The organism is Neisseria sp. HMSC070F02 (assembly GCF_001814225.1).
Taxonomy (GTDB): Bacteria; Pseudomonadota; Gammaproteobacteria; order Burkholderiales; family Neisseriaceae; genus Neisseria; species Neisseria meningitidis.
The window spans coordinates 6,565-13,633 of record NZ_KV815451.1 but is presented as its reverse complement, the minus strand read 5'-3'; the positions used below and the strand labels follow the sequence as shown (position 1 = coordinate 13,633).

Sequence of the window (7,069 nt, the reverse complement as noted above, 5' to 3'; positions counted from 1 at the left end):
GCCTTGTCCTGATTTTTGTTAATCCACTATAATTGTCGGAAGGGGGGATATTGATTTGATTATGCCGGAATTTAAAATGCCGTCTGAATGTTCAGACGGCATAGCGTTTACAGCAGTTTGAAAACGAAAAAGATAAGGGTATGTACGATGAAGACGGGTGTCAGGAAGGCGACCGACCACATCATATAGCCGAAGAAAGTCGGCATCGGTACGCCGCGCTGTTCGGCAATGGCCTTGACCATGAAGTTCGGTGCGTTGCCGATGTAGGTCAGTGCGCCCATGAATACCGAACCCATAGAAACCGCCAGCAGCGAATGAAACAGGGTACCCGTCATCAAGGCTTGGGCATCGCCGCCCGCCATATTGAAAAAAACGAGATAAGTGGGCGCGTTATCCAAGAATGCCGACAATATGCCGCTCATCCAAAAATACATCACATTAATCGGATGACCTGCCGTATCGTGAACCAGCGATACCACCCCGCCCAGCGCGCCTGCCTCGCCTGCTTTCAGAATGCTCAGGACGGGAAAGATGGTGATGAAGATGCCGAGGAAGAGTTTGCCCACTTCGGCGATGGGTTCAAAGTTGAATTCGTTGCCTGCGCGGACTTGTTTGGGCGTGATTGCCATAGATACGGCGGTCAATGCAATCAGGATGACATCGCGGACGAGGTTTTGCAGGGCGTAACGGCTGCCGAGGATTTCAAATCCCGGGTGTTCGGGTTTCCAAAGGCCGGACATTAGAACCGCGCCGACCACGCCCGAAAGCAGGAGGAAGTTCCATTTGCCGAAGATGGCGATTTTTTCGGGTTTTTCCTGTTGTGCCGGCGTATCTTGTGCAATGCTTTCCTGTTTGAAGAAACGGTTGTCGATGAAATAGAAGGCGGTCAACAGGACAGCGGTGCTGATCAGGACGGGGGCGAACATATGTTTGACCGTCCACATGAAATCTACGCCTTTGAGGAAGCCGAGGAAGAGTGGGGGGTCGCCCAAAGGGGTCAGACCGCCGCCGATGTTTGCAACCAGGAAAATGAAGAAGATGACGATGTGCACGCGGCGGGTACGGTTTTGGTTGGCTTTCAGCAGCGGACGAATCATCAGCATTGCTGCGCCGGTCGTTCCCATGATAGAGGCAAGTGCCGTACCGACGGCAAGCAGGGCGGTGTTGAGCTTGGGTGTGCCGTTCAAGTCGCCCCAAACCAAAATGCCGCCTGAAATGGTGTACAGGGCAAGCAGCAGCAGGATGAAAGGGATGTATTCTTCAACGAGTGCGTGTGCGACGGTATGGATACCGGCGGACGCGCCAAAAACCAAACTGAACGGGATGAGGAAGAGCAATGTCCAAAAGGCGGTAATTTTGCCGTAATGGTGATGCCAGGTATGCGAAAAAAACAAGGGACCCAATGCGATAGACAGCAAAATCAGGGCAAAGGGCAGGCCCCACAGCAGGTTTAGGTTTGCGCCGTCCAAATCTGCGGCGTAAACCGATGCTGGGAAAAGCATTAGTGAAAACAGGGGTAGGTGGCGCATCGTGTTTCCTCGATTCAAGCACTGCCTTGCGCGGCGCGTGGGAGTGATACAGGCACCGTGCCGCCCGGACATAGGCGGACTGTGCTGCCTGTTTGTTTTTGAAAAAAGTTTTCCGATTGATTGTAAAGTAAATAATCAGGATAAACCAGTTTCCCAAACCGGAAGGCGGCGGGAAGGCGGATTGCTGTGCTTGGGAATATATGTTCTTTTTGATAAATAATTTTATTTAAAACAAATAAATATATGTCTTTAATAAATAATCTATCGAAAACGAAAAATGAATTTATTTTAACATATATTTGCAATGAAACAGGTTTGCCCCCCCCCCGTTTGTTTGCCCTTATCCCTTTCAGTACGGCATTCAAGATTCGGGCCTGCGCCACATCCATATGGCGACAAGGGAACAAAAAACCGATGAAACCGCCCCGACCCACCAGCGTTGGGGAAACTGCCAAAACATTATCAGGCAGGATGCGGTCATCATACTGATGGCGAATATTTTGGCTTTGCGCGGCACTGCGCCGTTTTGTTCCCAGTTATGAACCATCGGGCCGAAATAGCGGTGCCGGTGCAGCCAGCGGTAAAAGCGCGGGGATGCCTTTGCCCAGCAGGCGGCGGAGAGCAGTACGAACGGCGTGGTCGGCAACAGCGGCAAAAAAATGCCGATGATACCCAACAGCAGGGAAATGCAGCCGCAGGCAATTAAAAGATAACGTATCATTTTGAAATATTTTTCTTATTGTGCGGATAAGGGCAGGATGTGATACCGAGTTTTACCCAGCCCTCATGTCCCATTTTTTCCAGCAGGGCGATATTGCGTTCGAATATTGCCGAAGCGTCGGGAAAGGCTTGTGCGGCTTTGGCAATGCTGTCTTCTCGGATGAGGTGCAGCGTCGGATAGGGAGAACGGTTGGTGTAGTTGCCGATGTCGTCTGAATCCGTGCCTTCAAATTGGAAATCGGGATGAAACGGGGCGATTTGGACGATGCCTTCCAAGCCGTTTTCGACAACGGCGGCATCGGCAATATCGAGCATATCGTTGAATACGTCGAAATCGGGAAATAGGGTCGGGTGAACCAGCAGGGTGGTTTCCAGTTCGGTGGCGGGTGTATTGCCCAGTCGCTGCAGTTCTTCGTCCAAGTCTTCCAAAAAACCGTCAAGGTGTTTGGCTTCGCTGATCGCGATGCGGACAAGGTTTTTAACGTGGGGGGCTTTGGCAAAGGGACACAGGTTCAGACCGATGACGGCTTTTTCCAACCATTGTCCGGTGTGTTCGGCAACAGCATCTTTATTTTCGGAAGTATTGATATTCATTATTGTCATGTAAATGTGTTTGCAGATTGCACGTGCGGGAAAATCGGGAAGGGCACTATTCCTTCAGCAGGTGGTTGAGCGGCAGGGAGGTGGTTTGTTTGATTTCTTTTAAAACAAAGCTCGATTGTGCATCTTGTACGCCGTGGTGGGACAGGAGCGTATCCAAAACAAAATGGGAAAACGCGTTCATATCGGTAAAAAACGCCTGAAGCAGGTAGTCGGTTTCCCCTGTCAGGGCGAAGCAGCTCAAGACTTCAGGCCATTTTCGAACCGATGCGGCAAAGTCTTCCCGCGCGTCTTTTGCTTTGCGGATGGAAACGCGGATAAATGCCTGAAGCCCCAGGTTGACGGATTCCGGAGACAGCAGCGCGGCATATTGGCGGACGATGCCGGCATCTTCCAACTGCTTCAGACGGCGCAGGCACGGAGAAGGCGAAAGTGCGACACGTTCGGACAGTTCGACATTGGTCAGCCTGCCGTTTTCCTGGAGAACCTGTAAGATTTTAATATCGGTTTTGTCTAAAGTGAGTTGGGGCATATTTGCGTTCCGTTTTAAGGAATTCGGATTGTCTGTCCGTATGTTTGCGGCAATCCGCACAGATGGAGACCATATTAACATATAAAAAGTTATACCGTCATCCGGGACAAATTTTGTTTTCGGAAAATCATGTGAAAACAGAGGCGGTCGGTTTGCATCTCTTTTAAGACGGCTTGCCCAAACCGCCGATTCAAGACATAATCGGGAAATGTGCAGGAGAGTGTTACACCCAACTACAATGTAACCACCGAAGGCGCAGACACCCTTAAATCGCTCAGGTATCAGGGACTGCACATTGAAACAAACAATCTGGAGAGCGGCGTTGGAATAACGTCCACCGAAGGGGAGAAGGCCGTCTGAACCACCATTCAGACAACCGCGCAAAGCAGTGAGCAGACTGGTTTACCATCATGCGGATACGGCCGAAAATCTCAGGTTCAAGGACAGATAGGGTCATCCGCGCACAGGTGCGCGGGTGGCATCTGAACAAAAAATCCGGAGAAACTTGAGAATGATTACTCTGAAAACCACCCCATTTCATCAAGCCCATCAAGATGCAGGCGCGAAGCTGGTCGATTTTGCCGGTTGGGAGCTGCCCATCCATTATGGTTCACAAATCGCCGAACACGAAGCCGTGCGCACCGATGCAGGTATGTTCGACGTATCACACATGCTTGTTACCGACGTAGCAGGCGCAAATGCCAAAGCCTTTTTCCGCAAACTGATTGCCAACGACGTTGCCAAACTCGCCTTCGTCGGCAAAGCCCTTTATTCCGCGCTGCTCAACGACAACGGTGGCGTGATTGACGACTTGATCGTTTACCGCACCAATGAAGCTGAAACCCAATACCGCATCGTGTCCAACGGCGCGACCCGCGAAAAAGACACCGCCCAGTTCCATAAAGTCGGACAAGAGTTCGGCGTTGCCTTTAATCCGCGCTACGACCTCGGCATGCTTGCCGTGCAAGGCCCTAAAGCCATTGAAAAACTCCTGACCGTCAAACCCGAATGGGCGGATGTGATTCACGGCCTCAAACCGTTCCAAGGTGCAGACTTGGGCAACGATTGGTTTGTCGCCCGCACCGGCTATACCGGCGAAGACGGCGTCGAAGTGATTCTGCCGGGCACTGAAGCCGTCGCATTCTTCAAAGCCCTGCAAGCAGCAGGCGTACAACCTTGCGGTCTCGGCGCGCGCGACACCCTGCGCATGGAAGCCGGCATGAACCTCTACGGCAACGATATGGACGACGATACCAGCCCGCTCGAAGCAGGCATGGGTTGGACCGTTGATTTGAAAGACGAAAGCCGCGATTTTGTCGGCAAAGCTGCCTTGTTGGCATTGAAAGAAAAAGGCGTTGCCGTCAAACAGGTCGGTTTGCTGCTCGGCAAAGGCGGCATCCTGCGCGCGCATATGGAAGTGTTGACCGACAAAGGCAAAGGCGAAACCACCAGCGGCGTATTCTCGCCCAGCCTGAAACAATCCATCGCCATCGCCCGCGTACCGAAAGACTTTGACGGCGATACCGCTAAAGTGCTGATGCGTGGCAAGGAAGTGGACGTGCGCGTATTGAAGTTGCCGTTCGTGCGTAACGGTCAAAAACAGTTTGATTAATATCGGTTCAGACGGCATTTTCATTTCATATGCCGTCTGAAAGCAGGTTTTAATTGTTGTCCGATACGGACGTTTGTAGAAAGCATTGAACAAGGCATCTGTGGATATTGATTCATGCAGATGCCGTCTGAAAATAACCCCTATCAATGGAGTATCAAACCATGAGCAACAACATCCCGGCCGAACTGAAATACGTTGCCAGCCATGAATGGCTGCGCCTTGAAGAAGACGGTACGATTACCGTCGGCATTACCCACCACGCGCAAGAGCTGTTGGGCGACATCGTGTTCGTCGAGCTGCCCGAAGTCGGCGCGAACCTTGCCGCTGAAGAGCAAGCCGGTGTGGTTGAGTCTGTAAAAGCCGCGTCCGACGTGTACGCACCGATTGCAGGCGAAGTCGTTGCCGTCAACGAAGATTTGCCAAGTGCTCCGGAAACTGCCAACAGCGATTCTTACGGCGCAGGCTGGTTCTTCAAAATCAAACCTGTCAATCCTGCCGATTACGACGGTCTGCTGACTGCCGAACAATACGCGGGCGAAGTGGACTAAATCTCTATCCTGATAATGGGATGACTGATTTGAGAAACTGCACTTTCAGACGGCAAGGATGCGTTTGGAAGTGCAGTTTTTGTCTGTGTCTTCAAAGTTCAGTTAGGCTATAATAACGGTCTATATTCATCTTTACCGATTTTTTCATGCAACTTACCGCTGTCGGACTCAATCATCAAACCGCACCTTTAAGCATACGGGAAAAGCTGGCGTTTGCCGCCGCCGCCCTGCCTAAAGCCGTCCGCAATCTTGCCCGAAGCAATGCGGCAACGGAGGCGGTAATCCTTTCTACCTGCAACCGCACCGAGCTTTACTGCGTCGGTGATTCGGAAGAAATCATCCGATGGCTTGCCGATTACCACAGTTTGCCGATTGAAGAAATCCGTCCGTATCTGTACGCGCTGGATATGCAGGAAACCGTGCGCCATGCCTTCCGCGTTGCCTGCGGCTTGGATTCGATGGTGTTGGGCGAGCCGCAGATTTTAGGACAGATTAAGGATGCGGTCAGGGTTGCTCAAGAGCAGGAAAGTATGGGTAAGAAACTCAATGCCCTGTTCCAAAAAACCTTTTCTGTTGCTAAAGAGGTCCGTACCGATACTGCCGTCGGCGAAAACTCGGTTTCCATGGCTTCCGCTTCCGTCAAATTGGCGGAACAGATTTTTCCCGACATCGGCGATTTGAATGTCTTGTTTATCGGCGCAGGCGAAATGATTGAGCTGGTTGCCACTTATTTTGCCGCCAAAAGTCCCCGGCTGATGACGGTTGCCAACCGGACGCTGGCGCGTGCACAGGAGTTGTGCGACAAGCTCGGTGTCAACGCCGAACCGTGCCTGCTGTCCGATCTGCCTGCCATTCTGCACGATTACGACGTAGTGGTTTCTTCAACGGCAAGCCAGTTGCCCATTGTCGGCAAAGGCATGGTGGAGCGTGCATTGAAACAAAGGCAGAGTATGCCGTTGTTCATGCTTGATTTGGCAGTGCCGCGTGACATTGAAGCGGAAGTCGGCGATTTGAACGATGCCTATCTTTATACGGTGGACGATATGGTCAACATCGTCCAAAGCGGCAAGGAGGCAAGGCAGAAGGCCGCCGCCGCCGCCGAAACGCTGGTATCCGAGAAGGTTGCCGAATTTGTCAGGCAGCAGCAGGGCAGGCAGAGCGTCCCCTTGATTAAAGCCTTGCGGGACGAGGGCGAGAAAGCGCGCAAGCAGGTGTTGGAAAATGCGATGAAACAGCTTGCCAAAGGCGCAACGGCAGAAGAGGTTTTGGAACGGCTGTCCGTCCAACTGACCAACAAGCTGCTGCATTCGCCGACCCAAACTTTGAATAAGGCGGGGGAAGAAGATAAAGATTTGGTTCATGCCGTCGCGCAGATTTATCATTTGGACAAATAACGGTGCGCCGGAAAAGGATGCCGTCTGAAGGGGTTTCAGACGGCATATTTTTGTGCTGTCTGACAACATCGTGAAATCCCACATTATATCGATGTAATCACAAAGTATAGTGGATTAACAAAAATCAGGACAAG

At 51.7% G+C, this 7,069-nt stretch carries 8 protein-coding genes and 1 riboswitch; of the genes, 3 read left to right on the top strand and 5 right to left on the bottom strand.

What is annotated here, in order from left to right; all coding sequences use genetic code 11:
• Window positions 1-107: 107 nt before the first annotated feature.
• The 5 genes from HMPREF2959_RS07200 to HMPREF2959_RS07185 are packed head-to-tail and all read right to left on the bottom strand — an operon-like array spanning window position 108 to window position 3,381.
• Entirely contained in the window at window positions 108-1,529 is a 1,422-nt protein-coding gene (locus tag HMPREF2959_RS07200; protein WP_002222877.1) for a sodium:proton antiporter, read from the bottom strand.
• Window positions 1,530-1,543: 14 nt separating this feature from the next.
• On the bottom strand, window positions 1,544-1,894 hold the full coding sequence (locus HMPREF2959_RS11230; protein ID WP_228372524.1) for a C4-dicarboxylate ABC transporter: 351 nt from the start codon (window positions 1,892-1,894) through the stop codon (window positions 1,544-1,546).
• Entirely contained in the window at window positions 1,891-2,250 is a 360-nt protein-coding gene (locus HMPREF2959_RS07195; RefSeq protein ID WP_002222875.1) for a YbaN family protein, read from the bottom strand. Before HMPREF2959_RS07195 ends, HMPREF2959_RS11230 begins: the two co-directional genes overlap by 4 nt.
• Window positions 2,247-2,852, bottom strand: a complete 606-nt coding sequence (locus tag HMPREF2959_RS07190; RefSeq protein ID WP_083314153.1) for a DUF1415 domain-containing protein — start codon at window positions 2,850-2,852, stop codon at window positions 2,247-2,249. Before HMPREF2959_RS07190 ends, HMPREF2959_RS07195 begins: the two co-directional genes overlap by 4 nt.
• Window positions 2,853-2,898: 46 nt before the next feature.
• Entirely contained in the window at window positions 2,899-3,381 is a 483-nt protein-coding gene (locus HMPREF2959_RS07185; RefSeq protein WP_002245484.1) for an Lrp/AsnC family transcriptional regulator, read from the bottom strand.
• Between the two features lie 203 nt (window positions 3,382-3,584).
• Window positions 3,585-3,682, top strand: a riboswitch (glycine riboswitch).
• A 210-nt stretch (window positions 3,683-3,892) separates the two neighbouring features.
• On the opposite strand from HMPREF2959_RS07185, the gene gcvT reads away from it, so the two are divergent.
• The 3 genes from gcvT (at window position 3,893) to hemA (ending at window position 6,935) form a co-directional block, all read left to right on the top strand.
• Window positions 3,893-4,993, top strand: coding sequence for a glycine cleavage system aminomethyltransferase GcvT (gene gcvT / locus HMPREF2959_RS07180; RefSeq protein WP_050889088.1), 1,101 nt, complete (start codon window positions 3,893-3,895; stop codon window positions 4,991-4,993).
• A gap of 161 nt (window positions 4,994-5,154) precedes the next feature.
• Window positions 5,155-5,541: a glycine cleavage system protein GcvH gene (gcvH, locus tag HMPREF2959_RS07175; protein WP_002223983.1), complete on the top strand. Its 387-nt coding sequence runs from the start codon at window positions 5,155-5,157 to the stop codon at window positions 5,539-5,541.
• 146 nt (window positions 5,542-5,687) lie between these two features.
• On the top strand, window positions 5,688-6,935 hold the full coding sequence (hemA, locus tag HMPREF2959_RS07170) for a glutamyl-tRNA reductase (RefSeq protein ID WP_002225559.1): 1,248 nt from the start codon (window positions 5,688-5,690) through the stop codon (window positions 6,933-6,935).
• Window positions 6,936-7,069: the final 134 nt, after the last annotated feature.

What these genes read in the sequence shown, in the direction of transcription:
- HMPREF2959_RS07200 (WP_002222877.1), bottom strand. Translation starts at nt 1,529, where the DNA reads ATGCGCCACCTACCCCTGTTTTCACTAATGCTTTTCCCAGCATCGGTT.
- HMPREF2959_RS07195 (WP_002222875.1), bottom strand. Translation starts at nt 2,250, where the DNA reads ATGATACGTTATCTTTTAATTGCCTGCGGCTGCATTTCCCTGCTGTTG.
- HMPREF2959_RS07190 (WP_083314153.1), bottom strand. Translation starts at nt 2,852, where the DNA reads ATGACAATAATGAATATCAATACTTCCGAAAATAAAGATGCTGTTGCC.
- HMPREF2959_RS07185 (WP_002245484.1), bottom strand. Translation starts at nt 3,381, where the DNA reads ATGCCCCAACTCACTTTAGACAAAACCGATATTAAAATCTTACAGGTT.
- gcvT (WP_050889088.1), top strand. Translation starts at nt 3,893, where the DNA reads ATGATTACTCTGAAAACCACCCCATTTCATCAAGCCCATCAAGATGCA.
- gcvH (WP_002223983.1), top strand. Translation starts at nt 5,155, where the DNA reads ATGAGCAACAACATCCCGGCCGAACTGAAATACGTTGCCAGCCATGAA.
- hemA (WP_002225559.1), top strand. Translation starts at nt 5,688, where the DNA reads ATGCAACTTACCGCTGTCGGACTCAATCATCAAACCGCACCTTTAAGC.